This is a genomic window from Streptomyces inhibens (assembly GCF_003389455.1).
GTDB lineage: Bacteria > Actinomycetota > Actinomycetes > Streptomycetales > Streptomycetaceae > Streptomyces > Streptomyces inhibens.
In genome coordinates this window covers 1-19843 of record NZ_QUAC01000482.1, presented here as the reverse complement: position 1 = coordinate 19843, position 19843 = coordinate 1, and the positions used below count along the sequence as shown (strand labels likewise).

The following is a 19843-nucleotide window of genomic DNA, read 5'->3' as shown; positions in this document are numbered from 1 at the left end:
TACGTCGTTCCTCGAAAGCATCGCCATCAAGTCTCCTTCACTGGTCAGTGAATGGGGTAGGGGCCCTTACTGCGAGCCGCGCCGCACGAGGCTCGCTGTTGCCCCTACCCCCGATGCCAATGTGCGCTGGCTGAGCAATACGGCCTCAACGGAGCCCTCGACGACGTCTTTCTGGATTGCCTGCGACGTAGTTGCCCTCTTCTCAAAGCTCCGAAGGCAACGGAAATCACGTTGTTGGCAACGCTCGTTGGCGAGGGCTGACAGTGATAGCAGCACAGCAGCTACCAAGTAGGGCAGAATCCGCCAGATCGCGATAGGAACGGCACCAGCCGGGCGGCGCTCTGCCAGTTTGACGCGGTCAGTCGGGACGATGGTGACTCGGCTGAAGGTGGCGTTGCCCATCGGCGTGAACGCATCTCGGTGAACGGCTAGTTGGTCTGGTGCCACAGCTGACATGTAACTCCCCTCCGGCTCGGTGCATACCTCCTCAGGCTGAGCCCCGCGATGCCCCTTCCCTAGTCGGCGGTCGGGAACCCTATGGTCGCGCCGCCCCGGACCCCATTCCACGGTCAATGCCTCCAGGTCGACGTCATAGACGGGTCGAGGACGAAACACTGGTAGTTATCAGGCCCTCGAAGTCACCGGATACCCGCAACGTGGGCGCGCCCATGACATCTCAACGAAAATTCGCATGGAAGCAGGATGGAGAGAGCTCTGAACGGGGCCTCGGCGCTCGTTTGACTCACTGAACCTAGGATGTTGCCCCTCGGCTGGCAAGGTGCTTTCCCGTAGTTGCCCATGTCGCAGCGGAGAGACTGAGCTTGCTGCTCACATAGGGCATATTTCCGGCAATCCTCCTGCCTCAGGGTTTGGGCGTGGCGCATCAAGGGCTGATACAGGACTCATATGCCACAGGAGACGTCCCTCGGTCTACGCATTAGATCCCTGCGGCGGCAACGGGGACTCTCCCAGGCAGCGCTGGCAGGCCGCCGAATCTCCAACGGGTATTTGTCGCGACTGGAATCGGGCACCCGGCAACCCACGGAGCGGGAGATCACGTGCCGTGCCAAGCAGCTGGGGGCCGATCACTCGACCTTCGACGCCCCGCCGAGCAGCGGCTCGCTTACCCAGGCTCCGAGCATCACGGCCTCCACAGAGGCCGACGAGGCGTTCGAGGACCTCGCCAACGTGCCGCTCACGGCTCAGGACGAGAACCCGCTGGCAAGCCCTGTGGCTGATCGTCCGGTACTCGCACCGGCGTGGTGAGCGCACCGTGGCCTACCCGGAGGGCCTGCCCAAGATCGCAGGTGACCTCGAGCTCCCAACCCTGCAGTGCCGGTCCAGGACACAACTCGCACGGTGTCTGCAGTCGTCCGGCCAGGTGGCTCGAGCGCTCGACCTTGCCATGAGCGCTCACCAGGTGGCGAAACACGCGGAGGCATCTGTGTCCGACACCGGCAATGCGCTGCTGATACTGACTTCGGCCGAGGCAGAGGCTGGCCGACTACCGGATGCCCGGGCGCATGTGGAAGAGCTCGTGGAGCTCGTGCCGGACAGATCGGACACCATGCGTGTCGAGCACCGTGGGCGGCCTCGACCATCCACTTCCGCCAGGCGGACGACGAGGCGGCTCGCGATCTGCTCAGGCAGGCAATGGAAGCCCTCAACAGTCGTGTCGATCCACTGCTGTGGGCTCGGTTGGGGCTTGCCGCGACTTCTCAGTATCTGCAGGGCAGTCCGCCCCTGACTGCGCCGGCCCGCGCAAGCCTGGTAGAGGCGGAAGCGGCGCTCACACTCGTCGGTACGCCAGTTCAGCAGCTGGAACTCCTGACGCTGCAGGCGCATCTCGCGTACGCAGAAGGGCGGTTCGCAGATGCTCGGGCTGTCCTGGTCCGGCTGGACTTCGACACCCTGAGGGTCACTTGCAGGGCCGGGTCCGACTGCAGACCCTCGAGCCTGCCGATGGTCTTGGAAGGCCACCAAGAGAAGGGGCTTGCCCAGCTCAAGCAGCCCGGCGAGGACGCACGCCGGACTGCGAACCTCGAACCCGGCCGCCGAAATCTGGCAGAGACTGGCCGAGATACTCGAGCAAGCCGAGGGCACCGGAAAGGAGCCACTGAGGACTGAGGCCGCTTCCATACCAACTCAGTCTTGCCTGGCGTCGTTAATCTTCTCCCGCTGCCTAAGGGCTGTCCCGTAATTGATCTTTCGCGTGCTCGATGACCTGTCCGTTCGCCCGTTATCCCGCGAGGGTGAGGTTGTGCAGGCGGGCGATGCCGAGCATCGCGTGGTGAAACGCCGTCGCCCTTGAGACGGCAGTCACGCAGGATCTTCCAGGTCTTCATGCGGGCGAAGGCATGCTCGGCTCGGGCGCGGACCTTACGGTGGGAGGCGTTGTGCTCTTCCTTCCAGGCCGGGGTTCGGCCTGGCCGCGTTCGCGGCGATGTGGGATGACCAGGCCGGTTCCCCGGTAGCCGCCGTCCGCGATGACCGTGGTGCGGCCGGCGGCTTCCTTGGCACCGGACAGCTCCCACGCCTTGCAGTCATTGCGGTTGCCGGGCAGCGGCCGGCCGACGGCGACGACGAGCCGGGTGTCGGCATCGATCACGACCTGGCGGTTGGTCGAGTACCGGTAATTCTTCGACTGCTCGGCAACACCGTGATCACGTGTGGGGACCAGGGTGCCGTCCACGATCAGCACGGTGTCCTTGCGGAACCCCTTGCGCTGTTGCAGTGCCGGCGTGGGCCCGAGGTGGTCGATGACGCGGTCGGCTGCCGACTCCGACACCCCGAACAGCAGTGCCAGCTGCCGCAGAGTCAGGTTGGTGCGCCAGTACGCGGCGACCAGCAGCACCCGGTCCTCCAACGGCAGACTCCACGGCCGGCCCTTGCGCACGGGGTCCGCACCCTCTCGCCGCAACGGTGATCAACTGCCGAACTGACGAGGGCTCAGCCCCGTGAACCGGGGCTATCCAGGAAGGCTCCGACGCCGTGATCACACCCGCCACAGCAAGATCATCTCACCCGCGACCAGCAGTTACGGGACAGCCCTTAGGACCTGGGCCAGGAGCCACTTGCCTTCCGTGCCGTAGCAACGGCCCCCGGCATCCGACATTCCTGCCGGGCCGGGGGCCATACCGCCCCAGTCTGGCAACGAAGCCCGACCGTGTTTAGATGACTCATAGCACTCGGAATACAGGGAACAAGATCTCGGTGCCTTTCGGCATGACTCTCCTCCCTCTGATTCCTGGTCTCTTCATTAGGCAGGACCGGCAATTAATTGCATTGGCTTGTGCAGGTTGGCAGGGCACGCTGGCAAGTGTTTGCCCGCGTGCGTTATGTTCCAAGCGCACTAAAGGCGCGCCGCGCCCTAACGGCTAACTACTCATCCTTGGGGGATTTATGGAGCCACGCATAACCTCGCTGATAAGCTGGCAGGGCTCTGCAGAGGAATTTCTGGCCCATCAGGTAGCGTCGGAGAAACAGACTGGGCCCGACGATATCGACTGGCCGCACGTTAAGTCCCCTGACGGGGTCCGCATCAGCTGATCTTCTGGCCACAGATGCTGCACCCTGACCGCTGGCTGCGACGACGCCCTGGGCGCTTCGCTGTAGCCAGCGGTCGTAAAGTCATCGTTTTCGACGGCTCCGATATAGAGGCTGTGGCACAGCTGTCGTCAACCTCATCAAGCAGATGGCATCGGTCCAACGCATGTGACTCAATACGGAGTTCACTCCGTTCAATTAGGCAAACACTGACGTTCACGCTACTTCCGCTGCGGAAGCGAGATACCTCGACCTTGAAGGTGTGGCTGGCACGCGTGACCACGATGCACTGTCCATAGCCGAGACTTCCGCCCCTTCCCCACCGCCAGGACCTGGTCAGCGTTTCGGGATGACCGTGCGTGACTTCCTTTTAGTTCGGTCTTTGAATGAGGTGTGGCGCGATCAGGTAATGATTGATCCGCTACCGCATTTGACGGCCGTCGCCCCTCCAAGCCATCAGCGCGAAAGCGCAGATCACCACTTCAGCTGCCCGGATATCGCATGATATCTGTACTGCGGAAAGTGGCCACCCTCGCGGAGAAAATTTTCAGAGAAGCACACCCTCACGTGCGCCCTGATACCCATTAAGCTGCACGTAGTCACTGAAGCACTGTCCCGATTCCGCCGCCATACTGCAGCCTGGACGACCTCCCACCGTGGTTCTCCACGAGCAGAGTGCTCGCCAACCTGCGCCTCTCTGTGCTGTTGGCAGGACTGGTCTTGCCGTCCCGTCCAATCCGACTGTGCAACTGAGGGCTTCCTCAGTTGCTAATCGCTGGCGAATCGCAGTGACAGTCTCGGGCGCCGGGTGCTCTCCGAGCCGAAGCAGGCGCAGGCTCACAGCGGTCGAGGCCCACGATGAGGATCCTCGAGGGCTTGATGTCTCCGCGGCAGGCCCTTCTTCCTCGTTCTTTTATTAGTTCACTGGCCAGCGCCGTGTGCAAGGCACGGTCCCGCAGTACGGTGCCGCGACCGGTGTCCGCCCCGGGCCCAATGAGGCTTTCCGGGCCCGGGGCGGTAGCTGCGGCCCGCTCTGCCCCTGGTTGGGACGGGCCGTCACATGTATCCGCTGCCTCCGTTGGTGAACTCCGCAGTGCTGCCGCGTAGGACACAGCCGGGCCGGCCATCGACACCGACCGTGGTGGTCCCGGCAACAGTTACCCGTTCGCCGCGGCGATGCTGGTCACCGTAGTCGTGAATCGCGTAGTGCAGCGTGGACCGGTTGTCCCATAGGACGAGGTCGCCCGCCTGCCACTTCCACCGGACGGTGTACTCGGGCTTCGTGGCGTACTCAAGCAGGACCCGGATCAGGTCTCGGCCGGCCTGTGGGCTGTAGCCGTTGACGCCGCGGACGAAGCCGCCAAGCAGCAGGGAGCGTTCGCCGGTCTCCGGGTGCACCCGGACCGCCGGGTGTTCGGCACTGAAGACATTTTTCAGGTAGTTGGTGCGTGTATCGCCGTCGTAGGTGGCGTCGGTGAAGTCCGAGTCGTTGCAGTGGACGACCCGCAGGCCGTCCGCGAGCTCTCGCAGGCCGGGCGGCAAATCCCGGTAGGCTGCCGCCATGTTGGCCCACATGGTGTCGCCGCCCAAGGGGGGGCAGACCACGTTGTGCAAGATGGCGATGGCGGGCGGGTTCTCCATGTAGGTGAAATCGGCGTGCCAGTGGTTGGCCCGCGTCCCCTCGCCCCGGGAGTCCATCTCGCGCAGTAGCGGCCGGCCCTCAGGGCCGCCGTAGATCGGATGCCCGAGCGTCAGGTCACCGAAAAGGCGGCCAAAGGCGACGAGTTGGTCGTAGTCGAGCTGCTGGTCGCGCAGGAAGATCACCTTGTGAGTGAGGAGTGCCTGCCTGACTTCGGCAGCCACCGAGTCACTCAGCGAAGTCGCAGCATCCACGCCGGTGATTTCGGCGCCGATGTTTCCCGCGAGTTGCCTCACCCCGACCCTGGTACCACGGCCGGCAGTCATGACATCAGTCATGGGTTCGGACCTTTCTGGGCTATGTGGGGATGCCGATCCGCCCTCATTGACGGCTCGTCACCATGTACACCCCGGAACACAGCCGATGTTGCCAGCTTGTGCCTAGCTTGGCAACGTTTTGGCGATGTCGCGCTTGGCGGCTCCTTACACACCACGGGCGCGTCTGGCCGAAGTGGGCCAGACGCGCCGCATCCTCCGTCTTTTTTCCGGTCAGAGGAAGTGACCGCTGGCGAGATAGGGAGCCGGTTCGTTCATGCCCCGGAGCGCGAGATATCCCTCCTGCCCAATGTCCAGCCGGGCGGCCAGCCCGACGTCCACCGCCCAGTGGTTGGCAGTCGTGATGCAGTTGACGAGAGTGTCGCCGCGGGAGGAGGCCAGGGCTTCCCAAAGCAGGTTCTGCGCGGTCGGCGGCTCCGCTGCAGCCAGCAGGACTCCTCGCCCCTGTTCCTCGTCGATGTATACGTACCCAGGTCGACTGAGGTCGTCGGACACGACCAGGCGCAGGCGGTCGAGCATGTACCCGTGGTCAGGTCCGTGGCCCGCACCGCGCAGTTGCTCGTCCAGCCGATCCATCCAGGCGAAATCGTCTGACCGACCCTCTCGAAGCCCCTTAACCACGGGGAGCGTTGACCGGGCGACCGTGCCTACCATGCGTAGCTGGGGATAAAGTGTGAAGCCAGCCATCCGATAGCGGCGAGTCGCACCCGGATGCACCGTGGACGAGAACAATCCCGGACGACCACCAGCGTGCGCCAGCACCTCGTCCATCAGGCGCTTACCGACCCCACGACCCTGACTGCGCGTCACCACGCCGTACGTAGCCAGATACCAGGCGCGCCCACGGTTCTGCGACATGGCGAATCCGACGATGTCCCCGCCCTCATCGACCGCGACCCAGCATCCACCCGGATCAACCTGGAGGTAGTAGCGCATACGCTCGATCCACTGTTTCGAAGCGGTTTCCGAACGAGGCTCGATATCTGGTTCGCAGACCCTTCTACTGCGGCGATCCGCCTCGAAGAAGAGCGCCGCCGAGGCGCGCTCCGCCAACGGAAGATCTTCCTCACGCGCCAGCCTCACCTGCACTGATTCCATTGTCACAGCGTACCGACCACCTCAGTGACGCCTGAATTCTGGCGCTTTCGTTCCCCGGAGCATGACACAACATTGGTGGCCCTCGCTCAATGCCACGAGTTCTCCACGACGCTGCGTCATATCTCGGCCGCGAGTTCGACGTTGGTACCGTGAGCAGTTTCGCGAGGTCACACGTGCGCTGCAATCATTTATTCGCCGACCAGATACCCCGTGGCTCGGCCTCAGTGCACAGTTCTCGTACCCGGTCCAAGTCGCCCTCGGTGTAGGCAAGGTGCCGCGAACCACCACCATCTCAAGTGTTCTCCATCAGCTGGTTCTCCTCCGCGTACGCGCCTTGGCGATGACACGGTCGTCGAGGCTCATAGTGCCGTGGCTAACTGATCGTTTCAGAATGAGTTCGTTGTGGCGGTTGGTGGTTGAGGGCGGCGTCGGGCAGGGTCTGCGGGGTGTTAGACGATCTTGTTCCTGATGATCTGTGGGAGCGGATAGCCCCGCTGCTCCCGGCCCGTCCGCCGCGGCGGCACCGCTTCCCCGGCAGGTTGCCGGTGGACGACCGCGTTGCCTTGGCCGGCATCGTCTACGTGCTGCGTAAAGGGGTGAGCTGGCGAGATGTCCCGGCCGAGCGGATCGGCTGCAGCGGGGTGACCTGCTGGCGCCGCTTGCGGGACTGGACCGAGGCCGGCGTATGGCCCCGCCTACACCAGACGCTGCTCGTCGAACTCCGCAGGTCCGGTCTGTTGGAGATGGACGACGCGGCAGTGGACGGCTCGCACGTCAGAGCCCTCAAAGGGGGGCTCACACCGGGCCTTCGCCAGTCGACCGGAGCAGGCCGGGCAGCAAGCACCACCTGATCGTCGACCGGCACGGCACCCCGCTCGCCGTCTCACTGACCGGCGGCAACCGGCACGACGTCACCCAGCTGATGCCACTGCTGGACGCGATACCCCGCATCCGCGGACTGCGAGGATGTCCCCGCCACCGTCCCCGGCGCTTGTTCGCGGATCGCGGCTACGACTTCGACAAGTACCGGCGTTTGATCCGCAAGCGCGGCATCACACCGAAGATCGCCCGCCGCGGCACCCCGCATGGCTCCGGACTCGGCAAGACGCGGTGGGTGGTGGAGCGCACATTCGCCTGGCTCCACCAGTTCAAACGCCTCCGCATCCGCTACGAGATACGCGCCGACCTCCACCAAGGACTCCTCGAACTCGCCTGCAGCATCATCTGCTTGAGACGACTACGCACCGCATTCTGAAACGATCAGTAAGACGACGCCTCCGCCGAACCCGGTTAGCCCGCCTAAGGGCTGTCCCGTAATCCCTGGCGGGCGCACGACGACAGCTACGGCACCTCGCCGCGTTGTCGGAACATCCGGATACACCCAGTATCCGGACGTCCCTCCGCCTTGCGATGCAGCTCGGCATCCAAGGCACGAAGGCAAGAGCCGAGACGGAGCGAGCACAGCGAGTGCAGTGCATCTGACGCCGCGCGCTGATCCACCAGGGATTACGGGACAGCCCTTAGATGCTCTCCGCGTGCGACCATCCCTTGCTAAGGCTGCCACCCTCCCCTTCGGTGGACACTACGGCGAGCGGCACTGCCAGTCGGCAGGTTGAGACCTGAAGCGGGGGCCATCGCAACCGTGCGGCCGCGTACTTGCACGCCTCCTCGATCAGTTCCAGATTGAAGGACGCGTCGCGACCGCAGACTCCCCGCGCGGACGTGCAGCTCGGGAACCCGCAGGTGATCGGCGAATGCGTACAGTTCCACGACGAGCGTGTACTTCTCCTCGGACGCACCTGCCACCGAATCGCCGGATCGTGCCGCGCGTCGGCATTCTGGCGACGGACTGGACCTAGGCAGGGGTTTGGCCCAGCCTCCACGCGGCCCTGCTGCTGGACGAGTTGCGCCAAGCCGGGCTGCTGGAGATGGATGACTGCGCGATCGACGGCTCGCACGTCAGGGCCCTCAAGGGGGGCTCACACCGGACCTTCGCCGGTCGACCGCCGCCGTCCGGGCAGCAAGCACCATGTGATCGTCGACCGCCACGGCAGCCCGCTCGCGGTCTCGCTCACCGGCGGGAACCGGCACGACGTCACCCAGCTCATCCCGTTTCCTGGACGTGATCCTGCGCATACGGAGCCTTCGAGGCCGGCCCCGCCACAAGCCGAAGCGCCTGTTCGCTGACCGCGGCTACGACTTCCGCAAGCACCGCCGGCTCCTGTGGGCCCGTGGCATCGTCCCGAAGATCGCCCAACGAGGCGGCCCCACACGGCTCCGGCTTGGGCAAGACCCGCTGGGTCGTAGAGCGTACATTCGCCTGGCTGCACCAGTTCAAGCGTCTGCGCATCCGCTACGAGACACGCGCCGTCCTCCACCAAGGACTCCTCGAACTCGCCTGCTCCATCATCTGCTTGAGGCGACTACGCACCGCATTCTGAAACGATCAGTAAGACGGTGACAACTGCGACGTGCACACACATGATGCACCAAAGGCGATCTGATGCAGTATCACGAGGAACGCTGCTGCGACCAGAAAGCGTCGCACGCAACGGGCACTCGAGACCCGTTGACGTGCATCAATCTAAGACGCTTGGCGCTATAGGCGCATTGCCAATATTTTGTCATAAATCGCCAACCTTCCGGCTAAGGGTTGGCAACTTTTGTCAAGTTTCCTGCATCGAGCGTTCCGTCGCTGGTCACACTGCTTTAGAATGAAGGCAACGGGCTGACAGTAGGCCCCAGGAGGGCCAATGAACCTCTTGAGTACGTACGATTGCGGGAATGACATGCCAGTAGAGACGCCCTTCGGTGCACGCCTCAAAGCGCTGAGGCAGAAGCGTGGGCTCTCCCAGGCGGCACTGGCTGGCAACGATATCTCCACGGGCTATCTGTCCCGCCTCGAATCGGGCGCCCGGCAGCCCACGGAGCGCGTCATCACCTACCTCGCCGGCCGTCTGGGCGTCGATCGATCGGCCCTCTTCTCCCCCTACACCAGCAGCTCCCTCAGCGAGGCGGTGAGCGTCGCGGTGTCCACTGACAGCGACGACGCCGTAGAGGCAGTCGTGACCGCGCTCGCCTCCGCACAGGGGGACGATCCTCTGGTGCGCTGGCAAGCACTGTGGCTGGTGGCCCAGTTCCGTCGCCGCCGCGGCGAGCACGCCGAGGAACGGACCAGTTTGGAGGAGGCCATCCGGATCGCGGACGGCCTGGCACTGACCGCGCTGCAATGCCGCTCCCGGACCGAACTCGCGCGCTGTCTGCGGGCAACTGGCGACGTCACCGAGGCGCTCGAGCTCGCGGTCGCCGCCTATGAGTTGGCCAGAGAGTCCGGTGTCAGCGTGTCCGACACGAGCAAGGCCCTGCTGACGCTGGTCTCGGCCGAGGCGGAGGCCGGCCGGCTACCCGACGCCCGCGCGCATGTCGACGAACTGGTCGCCCTGGTGGCGAACCACTCGGATGCGCTGCGCACCGAGGCGCTGTGGGCAGCAGCGACCGTTCGATCCCGCCAGGGTGACGACGACGGCGCTCTCGCCTTCATACAGCAGGCGATGGACTCGCTGGACAGCCGCGTCGACCTGGTGCTCTGGGCCCGACTGCGGCTCGCTGCCGCCTCCCTGTATCTGCAGGCTCGCCCGACTCTCACAAAGCCCGCCCATGCGTGCCTCGCCGAGGCCGAGAGGGCGCTCTCGCTGGTCGGCACCCCGGTGCAGCAGCAAGAGCTGCTGACGCTTCAAGCGCGCTTGGCGTTCGCGGATGGGCACGTCGCGGGCGCCCGGGACGTCCTAGACCGGTTGGACTTCGAACGACTCGCGCTTAGCTACCGTGACCGGGTCCAACTGCAATTGCTGGAAAGTCTGCTGCTGATCGAGGAAGGGCATCGCGAGCAGGGACTGAGCAGGCTAAAGCGGCTGGGTGAGGAAGCCCACCGCGACTCCAACATGAACCTGGCCGCCCAGGTATGGCGGGTGCTGGCCGAGGCCTTGGAGCAGTCTCCCTGACGTTGCTCGGCTGGTCCCACCGCCGGCTGGTCGCAACAGGGACGGCGAGACCGGCCGAGGGGTGAGCGGTAAGGTACGGCACTCTGCCGCTTGGCTCGTGTTCAGCGAGCCAGGATCCTCTGCAGCCAGGCGACCCGCGCCTGGTGGGCCGCCCGTGAGACGACCGCGTCCGGCACCCACTCGTCGAAGCTGTGGAACGCACCAGACCATACGTGCAGTTCGGCCTCGCCGCCCGCCTGCCAGATGCGGGCCGCGTACCCGATGCCGTCGTCGCGCAGGGCCTCCACCGAGCCGACCTCGATGAAGGCGGGCGCCAGACCCGACGTCTCCGTGGCGCGGGCGGGCGCGGCGTAGCAGGAGACGTCCGGCGTGCCGCACCGGTCGCCCAGCAGGGCTTGCCAGCCCGCCTGGTTGGACAACCCGTCCCACAGGCCCACGCGCTCCATCTGCCCGGCGGAGAAGGTGCCGCAGCGGTCGTCGAGCATGGGGAACTGGAGCAGCTGGCCGGCCGGTCGCGGCCCTGACCGGTCCCTCGTCAGCAGGGCCAGGCCCGCCGCGAGCGCGCCGCCGGCGCTGTTGCCGCTGAGAACGATCCGCTGGGGATCGAATCCCTCGTCGGCGGCGTGCTCGGCGAGCCAGCACAGCCCGGTGTAGCAGTCCTCCACGGGCGCCGGGTCGGGGTGTTCCGGGGCCAGGCGGTACTCCACCCCCACGACCGCCAGGTTGAGTTCCTGGGCGCGGTCGAGCTCTCCGGTGAGTTCGGTGCTGCGGTGGCTGCCGGCCACCATGCCGCCGCCGTGCGTGTGGTAGATGACGGGGACCGGGCCCGAGGCGGTCGTGGGGCGGCAGATCAGCAGGGTGATCGCGGGGGCGCCGGGCGGGCCGGGCACAGTCCGTTCCTCCATCTCGAACGTCCCGTCGCGGCGGATCTGCTCGTCCGTCAGGCGGCCGGCACGGGACCGGCGGCGGCGGTCCGGAATCAGCTGCGGTGTCAGAGGCATCGGCAGCTCGGCGAGGACCTTGCTCAGCGGTCCTGCCAGTTCGGGGTCGAAGGGGGGCGGCGCGGCCTGCCTGCCCCGCTGTCGAAGGTCGGCGGACGTGATGGTCACGGTGTCCCTCACGCGGCGCTCAGCAGGGCGAACGCGTCGACCTCGAGCAGCAGGTCCGGGTGGTAGAGGGCCACCACCTGGACGACGGTGCTGGCCGGTGGGCGGCTGGTGTCGATGAACTCGTCGCGTGCGGCGAGGATCTGCGGCACGTGCGCGATGTCGGTCACGTAGTAGGTGAGCTTCATGACGTCGGCGAAGGTGGCCCCGGCGGCGGCGAGGCAGCGCTGCATGTTCTGGAAGACCTGACGTGCCTGCGCGCTGGGATCGCCGGGACCGACGAGTTCGCCGGAGGTGTCGAACGGCATCTGGCCCGCGATCGCGGCGAGCTGTCCGGTTCCGGTGACCACGTGGGTGTAGCCGGAGCTGGGGGCGACCCCTGGGGGCTCGGACAGGTGGGTGAGCCGCTCGATCACGTTGTTGTCCGCCATGTTCTTGACTCCTTGAGCGGTTGGGGGCAGTGGGGTGCGGCCGTCACGTGGCGGTGAGGCGCACGGGGAGGCGTTCGGGTCCGTTGACGGCGATGGAGTGCAGGCGCCGCACGGGGCCGTCCAGTTCGATACGGCGCACGGTGTCGAGCAGTTCGGAGAACAGCACGCGCATCTCGGCCCGGGCGAGGGTGGAGCCGATGCAGAAGTGCTCGCCGGCGGCGAGGGCAATGTGACGGTTCGGGCTGCGGGCGATGTCGAACCGGTACGGGTCGGCGAAGACGTCCTCGTCGCGGTTGGCGGAGGGCAGCCACAGCACGACGCGGTCGCCGGCCGTTATCCGCTCGCCGCGGATCTCACACGGCCTAGCTGCGACGCGCATGCTGTGCGTGGCGCTGGAGGTCCAGCGCAGGATCTCCTCGATCGCCCCGGGCAGCAGGCCACGGTCGTCGGACAGCCGCTGCCACTGCTGGGGGTGCTCCAGGAAGGCGTGCATGCCGCCGATCAGTGCGAGGCGCCCGTTCTCGGTGGCCCCTATGAGGTTCTCGCAGTTGAGGACCACTTCCTCCTCGGTCAGCAGCTGGCCGTCGACGGTGCCGTTGACCAGGGCGCTGACCAGGTCGTCGGTCGGCTGCTCCATGCGCTGGAACAGCAGCTCCTCGAAGTACTCCAGCAGCCGTGGGTGGGCAACCAGCGAGGTGTGGGCCTCGAAGGCCTCGTTGGTCCACTGGTACAGGGCCTCGTGGTCCCGTGCGGGCACGCCGAGGATGTGGCAGATGACGGAGAGGGAGAGCCGTCCGGCGATGTCGTGGGCGAAGTCGCAGGCCCCCTGGTCCAGGGCCCGCCCGAGCACGGTGCGGGTGGCCGCGCGGATGTGGCCTTCCAGGCCGCGTACGGCACGGGTGTTGAACCAGTCCGCCATCAGGCCGCGCAGCTGCTTGTGCCGCGGTGCGTCGGTGAGGGCGAGGGTCAGACCGCCGCCCGGGTCGTCGCCGAGTTCGGCCCGGCGCAGGAGCACACCGTGCGCGGAGCTGAACGTGGCGGCGTCCCGGTAGACGGCGCGGATGTCCTCGTAGCGGGTCAGGGACCAGAACGCGGGCACGTCGCCGGCGGGCTGCCAGTGGACGGGGGTGTGCTCGCGCATCCACGCCCACAGGCCGTGCGGGTCACCGGTGGCGTGCAGTCCGGGGTCGGTGAGCAGCGCGGGCGACAGGGTGGTGGTCATGACGGGGCTCCTGCGGCGATGGTGTGCACGCTTTCCATGAAGAGCTTGGTGACGTCGCGGGCGGTGCTCTCGGTGACGGCGTCGGACCGGAAGGCGACGTCCAGGTGCAGCCCGCCATGGCCCACGGGCCACAGTTCGGCGTGCAGTTCGAGGGGGAGGTCGAGATAGGGCTGGCGTACGAACGTGGCGCGGGCACCTGGGAGTTCGAGTAGCGGCGGGGCGTTGTCCTGGCAGGCGAAGAGGGTCTGGTAGAGGGGCGGGCGGCCGTCGCCGGGCGGCTCGGCGAGGGAGAGCACCTCCGGGTACGGCACGTCCTGGGCGGCGAAGGCGCGCGCTGCGATCCGCCCGGTGTCTGCGACGGCGGCCGCTCCCTCCTCCAGTGCGGCGCCGCGCATGCGCAGGCACAGCATGGTGATGTGGCAGCCGATGGCGTGTTCCAGCTCTGCTCCGTCGCGCTGTGCCACGGGGACGCCCACGGCGAAGTCCCGCTGTCCGGTCACCTCCGCGAGGCTGCCGGCCCACAGCTGCAGCAGGACGACGAAGCGGGTAACGCCCGCGCGTGAGGCGGCGGCGTCGACGCGGGCGAGCACCGCGGCGGGCACCTCCGCCTCGATCCGGCCCGGTGCTCCCTGCTCGCGGACGGTCGGCGCGGCGGGCCAGCGCAGGGCCGGTACGTCCGCCAACTCCTCGTGCAGCAGCGCGCGTTGGTTTTCGAGGTGGGTCTGCTGCTGCCGCGCGAGCCGCTTGCGGTGAATCACCGCGAGCGACGGCCGGGGCCCGAGCGCCGCGGCCGGAATGCCCAGCCCCGGCTGGTGACTGGTGGCGAGGTCACAGGCCAGCACCCGTTCCGACCAGCGGTGGAAGGAGCGCAGCCGGGCCTGGTAGGCGGTGGCGAGGTCGGCTGCCAGGACCCGCTCCGACCAGCCGTCGAAGGCTACGTGGTGCACCACGCAGCCGAACACCGCCGTCTGCTCAGCCGCACCGGCGCTGCGGACGGGGACCACGGCGGTGCGCCACACCTCCCCCAGGTCCGGGTAGAGCTCCTCGGCGAGGTGGGTGCGGACCGCGCGCAGTGCCTCGTCGACGCTATCGGCCTCGGTCAGGGCCTCGAGCGGTGGCGCGGGGACGTCTGCGGGCTGCACCGCGGGGCGGGGGTCGAGTACGTACTCGGCGCGGAGGGACTCGTGTCGCTGGTGGACGGCGGCCACGGCCGCCTCCAGGGCGGCGAGGTCCAGGTCACCCTCGATCACCCAGGTGAGCAGGCAGTGCCCGGTGCGGTCCTGGGGGTCGAGGAGTTGACGGGTCAGATGGACGAGTTGCAGGGGTGTCAGGGCCAGGTCTGCCAGGTCGGCGGTCTCGGCCGGGGCGGCGGGGGGCGGGGCCTGCCCGGCGAGCTGGGCGGCGAGCCCGGCGACCGTCGGGTGCTCGTAGAGCCAGGAGACCGGTACGGGCCGGGAAAGCCGGGCGGCGAGCCGGGCGCACAGCCGTCCGGCGCCGAGTGAGGTGCCGCCGAGGTGGACGAACGGCACGTCGAGGGCGACTGCCTCGCGTCCGAGCACGGAGGCGAAGGCTTCGGCCACGGCGCGCGCCACCGGGTCCTGGATGCCGTGGAGGCGGGTGGCGTCGGCGCCCGGCGGCACGTCGGGAGTGCCGCGCTCGGGGGTCGGTGCCAGCGCCTGGAGTGCCCGTTCGTCCAGCTTGCCGCGAGCGGTCACCGGGAACGCGTCGACGGCCACCACAGCGGCGGGACACTGATAGGCGACGAGGGCTTCCTGCAGCACGCCCTGGGCGCCGTCGAGCGGGTCGCCGGGCCGCACAGGCACGCAGTACGCGACGAGTTCGAGGCTGCCGTCGGCGGCCTCGCCACGTGGGAGCACCCGGCAGTGGTGTACGTCGGGGAGCAGCTGCTCCACTTGGCGTTCGACCTCGGCGGGTTCGACGCGGTGGCCGCGGATCTTCAGCTGCCGGTCGGCCCTGCCGTCGAAGCGAAGCAGTCCGTCGTGGTCCCGGTGCCCGAGGTCGCCAGTGCGGTAGACGCGGACGTCCTGCCCGCTGAGGCGTACATGGTCGAACGTGGCGGCGGTGAGAGCGGGATCTCCGAGGTACTGCAGCGCGAGGCCGTCGCCGGCGAGGCAGATCTCGCCGGTCTCCCCCACCGCGCACGGCCGGGTGCCGTCCAGGACGTGCACCTGGGTGCCGGGCACAGGTCGGCCCAGGGGGATGCCGCCGGGCGCGTCGCAGTCGGGTTCGGTGATGCAGTGGGTGGTGGCGAAGACGGTGCTCTCTACGGGCCCGTAGCCGTTGAGGAGTGCGATGCCGGGATGGCGGCGCAGGAAGCGGCGGACGTGGCCGGCCGAGAGCCGCTCGCCGCCGATGGCCACCTGGCGCAGTCCGCGGAAGCTGTCCGGGGCCTCGTCCACAATCATGTTGAAGAGGCTGCTGGTGAGCCAGACGGTGTCCGCGCCGTGGCGGGACACGGCGTCGGCGAGCGCTGCCGCCGACAGGTAGGGGTCGGTCACGATCAGGGACGTGCCGCCGTTGAGCAGCACCGACCACAGTTCGAGGGAGAAGGCGTCCCACGGTGTGGCGGCGGCCAGCGGCATCACGGTGTCGGTGGTGAACCGGGCGAAGGTGCCCGGCTGGAAGAGCCGTGCCGTCGCGCGGTGCGGGGTGAGAACCCCCTTGGGCCGGCCGGTCGTTCCCGAGGTGAAGAAGACGCAGCAGGGGTCTGCGGCGTCGACCCGGATGGGGCGGAAGCCGGGCGGGGCCTCGGTGGTGCCCGCGGGCGGCGACCACACGGGCGTCGGGGACGCGGCGGGCGGGTCCTGGTCGGCGGGGGCGATCACGAGCGGCGGGCGGAGTTGCCCGAGGACGTCCCGCAGCCGCTGGGCGGGCCAGTCCGGCGGCAGCAGGCTGTAGGCGGCACCGGTCTTGAGCACCGCGAGGAGTGCGGTAACCAGTTCGGTGCTGCGGGGCAGCAGGATCGGCACGACGTCGCCGCGGCCGACGCCGGCGTCGGCCAGCTGTGCGGCCCAGGCGTCGGAGGTGCCGTCCAGTTGGGCGTAGGTCGTCAGGCGCTCGCCCTCGACGAGGGCCGTGGCGCCGGGACGGAGGCGGGCCCAGCGGGCGAAGGCCTCGTGGAGTCCGCCGCCGGGCGCGGTGTTGGGGGAACCCGCGGTCCACTGCGGTTCTGGTCGCATGCTCTGTCTCTCCCCTCGGGTTGTCGTGGGGTTGCCATCGGTTCCGACGGCATCAGGGGGCGGCGACCACGGCTTGGTCCCCTCCACCCGCCGCCATGTTGTCAATGACATTGCCAGTAAATTGCCCACTCTGGCAACCTCATCGGACGGGCCGGTTGTCCGAGCGCCTCACCGAGGCCCGAGCCGGTCCACCGCCCTCCGGCTCGGGAGGGCGGCCCTGGCTCAAGCGAAGGTGAGGACATGGCGCGCAACCGTTCCCTCGACATCGCCGTGACCGGCGTCTCCGGCCGGTTCCCCGGATCGTCAGACCTGGCCGAATGGTGGGAGGCCCTCAAGGCGGGCCGGGTGCTCACCACTCGGTACGACAGGCGGCGGCTCGTCGCCGCCGGGATGCCCGAAGACCTCGTGGACGAACCGGACTTCGTGCCCGTGCACGGTCACCTGGCGGACTTCGACCGCTTCGAGAACGCCCTGTTCCGGGTCAGTCCGCGAGAGGCGGAGATGATGGACCCGCAACTGCGGCTGATGCTCGAGTGCGCGTGGACCGCGCTCGAGGACGCGGCCGTCGACCCGCTGAACACCCGTGCCACGACAGGTGTGTACGCGTCCGCGAGCGCGAGCGGCTATCTGCACCGCATGATCGCCGGGGGGATGCTGGACCCCCTGACCGCCGAGGATGCCCTGCACGGCGCCGCACCAGATTTCCTGGCGAGCCTCATCTCCTACAAACTCAACCTGACCGGGCCCGCGCTCGCCGTGCAGACGGCCTGTTCCTCGTCGCTGGTCGCCCTCCACATGGCCGTCCAGGGGCTGCTGAGCGGCGAGTGCGACCAGGCGCTCGTGGTCGCCGCGGGCCTGGCCTACCCCCAGGCCGGGCATCTGCGCGTGCCCGGCGGCATCCACTCCGCCTCCGGGCACTGCCGGCCCTTCGACGAGAACGCGGACGGGGTGGTGGCCGGGTCCGGGGTGGCCTGCGTCGTGCTGCGCCGCTTCGACGACGCCCTCACGGAGGGCCCCGAGCCGTACGGGGTCGTCCTCGGCACGGCGGTCAACAACGACGGGGCGGCGAAGGCGGGTTACTACGCCCCGTCCGTCGGCGGCCAGCAGGCCGCGATCCGGGCCGCGCTGGATGCGGCCGACGTGGACGGCGCGAGCATCGGATACCTGGAGACGCACGGCACTGGCACCCGAATCGGCGACCCCATCGAGTGGTCCGCCGCCTCCTCCGCACTCCGCGAGGCGGGCGCGCGCCCCGGGCAGATCGCCGTGGGCGCGCTGAAGGCGAACACCGGCCACCTCGACAACGCGGCCGGACTCGCCGGGCTGACCAAGGCCCTGCTGGTGGTACGGGACGGCGTCGTGCCGCCGCTCGCCGGGTTCACCCGGCTCAACCCGCTGCTGGAGACGGAGGACTCGCCGCTGTACGTCCCGACACAGGTCGCGCCGTGGACCGGCCCCGAGCCCCGCCGGGCCGGGGTCAGCTCCTTCGGTGTCGGCGGCACCAATGTGCACGTCGTCGTCGAGCGCGCGCCGGTCCGGGCCGCTCGACGGGAGGAGGCCGGCGCACCGCCCGCGGCGCATCTGGTCGTGCTGTCCGCGGCGGACGGTGCGGCACTGGACCGCTCCGCCGAGCGGCTGAGCCGCCACCTGGCCGCGGACGCGCCGCGTACGGCCGACGTCGCCCACACTCTCGCCACCGGACGCGCCGCGCTGGGCGAGCGGCTCGCGGTGACGGGCCACACCCCGGCGGAGGTCGCCGAGCGCCTCTCCACCGGCGCCGGAGTGGTACGCGGCAGCCGCCCCGTGGACGGGCCCACGCCCCTCGTCCTGGCGTTCCCCGGGCAGGGCTCCCAGCGGCCCGGCATGGCGCTGCCGTTCGCCGAGGCCCTGCCCGGGTTCTCGGCGGCCCTCACGCAGTGCCTCGACGCGTTCGAGCCCGCGCTGGCCCGCGTCCTCGAAGTCGCCTTGTCCGACCCGGGTTTCCCCGAGGGTGAGCTGGCGCAGACGCGCCTGGCCCAACCGGCCCTGTTCGCCGTCGAGTACGCGGTCGCCGCCGCCCTGCGCGGACTCGGCCTGGTGCCCGCCGCGGTGGTCGGACACAGCCTCGGCGAGATCACCGCGGCCTGCGTGGCCGGGGTGTTCGAACTGCCCGACGCGGCCCGTCTAGTGGCCCTGCGCGGTCGCGTCATGCAGGACTGCGCGCCCGGCGCCATGCTCGCCCTCGGCTGCGGCGAGAGCGAGACACGCGCACTGATCGCCGCCTCCGGACAGGCCGTGGAACCGGCCGCGTTCAACTCCCCCGAAGCCAGTGTGGTCGCGGGCGCCGAGGAGGCGGTCGCAGCCTTCGAGGCCTGGCTTGCGGGCCGAGTCCACGCGCGGCGGCTGCGCACCAGTCACGCCTTCCACTCCGCGCTCATCGAACCCGCCGTGGCGCCGCTGGCTGATGAGCTGTCGCGGATCGCCGTACGACCGCCCGCGGTGCCGTGGGCCACGACCAGCGGCCGGATGGTCCTCCCGGGCGAGGCCGTCGCCCCGCAGGGTTTCGCCGAACGGGCCCGTACCACCGTGCGGTTCGCCGAGGCCCTCGACGCGCTCGCCACGCGCCAGCCCGGGGCGGTCGTCGTGGAAGCGGGCCCGGGCCGGGCCCTGTCCGCCATAGCCGCGGCCGCGGACCTGACGGCCCTGCCCCTCGCCGCCGGGCACGGGGCACCGGCCGGTCGGGACGTCTTGACGGCGCTCGGCACGCTGTGGACCATGGGCCAGCCGCTCGTCCTCGAGACCCTGTGCGCCGCGGGTGAGCCGATCCGGCTGCCCAGCTACCCCTGCGCCGGACCGTGCCGCATCGCGCCGGAGGCGGCCGCACGCCCGGTGGCGCCCCGGCCCGCCACCGAGGCCTGCGTCCCCGCCGACGCGGACGGCGGCACGACGGCGTCCACTGCCCCCGGCCCGGACCCGGCCGAGGGTCCCGATGTGCCCGCGCTGCTCACCCGGCTCTGGCGCGAGCTGCTCGGCCACGAGGACCTCACCGTGGAGGCGGACTTCTTCCTGCTGGGCGGCGACTCCCTGCTGGTCACCCATCTCGCCCGCAAGCTGCGCACCGAGCTGGGCATCAGGGTCCCGATGCGCGATCTGCTGCTCGGCAGGACGCTGGGCCGGCAGATCGAGCTCGTCCACGGCCTCGTGGAGCCCGTGCCGGTGCCCGTCGCTGCGGGCGGATGATCCGGCCAGGGCCGCCAACGGCCGCCGCCCCCGGACATCGTCCGGG

The 19843-nt window shown here is 68.8% G+C and carries 10 protein-coding genes and 2 pseudogenes; 5 read left to right on the top strand and 7 right to left on the bottom strand.

Annotated features, from left to right (window positions below):
- The first annotated feature begins 906 nt into the window (after nucleotides 1-906).
- Complete coding sequence (locus tag DY245_RS48575; RefSeq protein ID WP_128512489.1) at nucleotides 907-1266, top strand: helix-turn-helix domain-containing protein; 360 nt, start codon at nucleotides 907-909, stop codon at nucleotides 1264-1266.
- A gap of 973 nt (nucleotides 1267-2239) precedes the next feature.
- Here the strand turns inward: DY245_RS48575 and DY245_RS42610 are convergent.
- The 3 genes and pseudogenes from DY245_RS42610 to DY245_RS42600 form a co-directional block, all read right to left on the bottom strand.
- Nucleotides 2240-3008, bottom strand: a pseudogene (locus DY245_RS42610) (transposase).
- Nucleotides 3009-4602: 1594 nt separating this feature from the next.
- Nucleotides 4603-5523: a TauD/TfdA dioxygenase family protein gene (locus tag DY245_RS42605; protein ID WP_128512488.1), complete on the bottom strand. Its 921-nt coding sequence runs from the start codon at nucleotides 5521-5523 to the stop codon at nucleotides 4603-4605.
- A 210-nt stretch (nucleotides 5524-5733) separates the two neighbouring features.
- A complete protein-coding gene (locus DY245_RS42600) occupies nucleotides 5734-6618 on the bottom strand; it encodes a GNAT family N-acetyltransferase (protein ID WP_128512487.1) in 885 nt (294 codons plus the stop codon).
- Nucleotides 6619-7064: 446 nt separating this feature from the next.
- Between DY245_RS42600 and DY245_RS42595 the strand changes: the two genes are divergently transcribed.
- The 3 genes and pseudogenes from DY245_RS42595 to DY245_RS42585 all read left to right on the top strand — a co-directional run bounded on the left by DY245_RS42595 (nucleotide 7065) and on the right by DY245_RS42585 (nucleotide 10619).
- Nucleotides 7065-7873 (top strand): IS5 family transposase gene (locus DY245_RS42595; protein ID WP_181924099.1). Its coding sequence is split into 2 segments (ribosomal slippage): nucleotides 7065-7404 and nucleotides 7404-7873, totalling 810 coding nucleotides; the frame shifts between segments, so codons are not numbered across the junction.
- 604 nt (nucleotides 7874-8477) lie between these two features.
- Nucleotides 8478-9059 (top strand): annotated as a pseudogene (locus tag DY245_RS42590) (IS5 family transposase); the annotation flags it as partial.
- A gap of 312 nt (nucleotides 9060-9371) precedes the next feature.
- Nucleotides 9372-10619 (top strand): helix-turn-helix domain-containing protein, encoded by a 1248-nt coding sequence (locus DY245_RS42585; protein WP_244943614.1) that lies wholly within the window; start codon nucleotides 9372-9374, stop codon nucleotides 10617-10619.
- A gap of 101 nt (nucleotides 10620-10720) precedes the next feature.
- Here the strand turns inward: DY245_RS42585 and DY245_RS42580 are convergent, their stop codons facing one another.
- The 4 genes from DY245_RS42580 to DY245_RS42565 are packed head-to-tail and all read right to left on the bottom strand — an operon-like array spanning nucleotide 10721 to nucleotide 16578.
- On the bottom strand, nucleotides 10721-11728 hold the full coding sequence (locus DY245_RS42580) for an alpha/beta hydrolase (RefSeq protein WP_244943613.1): 1008 nt from the start codon (nucleotides 11726-11728) through the stop codon (nucleotides 10721-10723).
- Nucleotides 11729-11736: 8 nt separating this feature from the next.
- Nucleotides 11737-12156, bottom strand: a complete 420-nt coding sequence (locus DY245_RS42575) for a RidA family protein (RefSeq protein ID WP_128512485.1) — start codon at nucleotides 12154-12156, stop codon at nucleotides 11737-11739.
- A 43-nt stretch (nucleotides 12157-12199) separates the two neighbouring features.
- On the bottom strand, nucleotides 12200-13378 hold the full coding sequence (locus DY245_RS42570; RefSeq protein WP_128512484.1) for a cytochrome P450: 1179 nt from the start codon (nucleotides 13376-13378) through the stop codon (nucleotides 12200-12202).
- On the bottom strand, nucleotides 13375-16578 hold the full coding sequence (locus DY245_RS42565; protein WP_128512483.1) for a non-ribosomal peptide synthetase: 3204 nt from the start codon (nucleotides 16576-16578) through the stop codon (nucleotides 13375-13377). The genes DY245_RS42570 and DY245_RS42565 overlap by 4 nt, the downstream gene beginning before the upstream one ends.
- Nucleotides 16579-16818: 240 nt before the next feature.
- Between DY245_RS42565 and DY245_RS42560 the strand changes: the two genes are divergently transcribed.
- A complete protein-coding gene (locus DY245_RS42560; RefSeq protein ID WP_128512482.1) occupies nucleotides 16819-19797 on the top strand; it encodes a type I polyketide synthase in 2979 nt (992 codons plus the stop codon).
- The last annotated feature ends 46 nt before the right edge of the window (nucleotides 19798-19843 follow it).

Coding starts and splice junctions, on each gene's coding strand:
- DY245_RS42605 (WP_128512488.1), bottom strand. CDS start 5,523: ATGACTGATGTCATGACTGCCGGCCGTGGTACCAGGGTCGGGGTGAGG.
- DY245_RS42565 (WP_128512483.1), bottom strand. CDS start 16,578: ATGCGACCAGAACCGCAGTGGACCGCGGGTTCCCCCAACACCGCGCCC.
- DY245_RS48575 (WP_128512489.1), top strand. CDS start 907: ATGCCACAGGAGACGTCCCTCGGTCTACGCATTAGATCCCTGCGGCGG.
- DY245_RS42600 (WP_128512487.1), bottom strand. CDS start 6,618: ATGGAATCAGTGCAGGTGAGGCTGGCGCGTGAGGAAGATCTTCCGTTG.
- DY245_RS42560 (WP_128512482.1), top strand. CDS start 16,819: ATGGCGCGCAACCGTTCCCTCGACATCGCCGTGACCGGCGTCTCCGGC.
- DY245_RS42585 (WP_244943614.1), top strand. CDS start 9,372: ATGAACCTCTTGAGTACGTACGATTGCGGGAATGACATGCCAGTAGAG.
- DY245_RS42575 (WP_128512485.1), bottom strand. CDS start 12,156: ATGGCGGACAACAACGTGATCGAGCGGCTCACCCACCTGTCCGAGCCC.
- DY245_RS42570 (WP_128512484.1), bottom strand. CDS start 13,378: ATGACCACCACCCTGTCGCCCGCGCTGCTCACCGACCCCGGACTGCAC.